A 320-nucleotide genomic window follows, 5' to 3' on the forward strand; every position below is an offset into this window, starting at 1 on the left:
CTCACCTGGGCGATCGTGTCGATCAGGTTGGAGCCGATGCGCTTCTTCACCTCGATGGCGATCGCCGGCTTGCCGTCAAGACGGGTCACCGTCTCGGCGTCCTTGAAGGTGGAGCGGACGGTGGCGATATCCTTGGCCTGCACCACGGCATTGGGGCCGGCGACGATCGGCAGCGCCGCCACGTCCTGCGGCGTTTCGATCAGCGACGGCACCTTGACCGCGTATTTGCCCTCGGACCCTTCGATGTTGCCGGCGGCGACAAGACTGTTGGAATCGCCGACCGCACCGATCAGCTGCTCGAGCTGCAGCCCGTATGACGA

Annotated in this window: 1 protein-coding gene; it reads right to left on the reverse strand. The window is 65.0% G+C overall.

Features of this window, described 5'->3' with window-relative positions:
• On the reverse strand, positions 1-320 hold a 320-nt coding region (locus tag AC0L28_RS34820; RefSeq protein WP_473483031.1), incomplete at both ends, for an efflux RND transporter permease subunit.

This window comes from Mesorhizobium sp. WSM4847 (assembly GCF_055811335.1).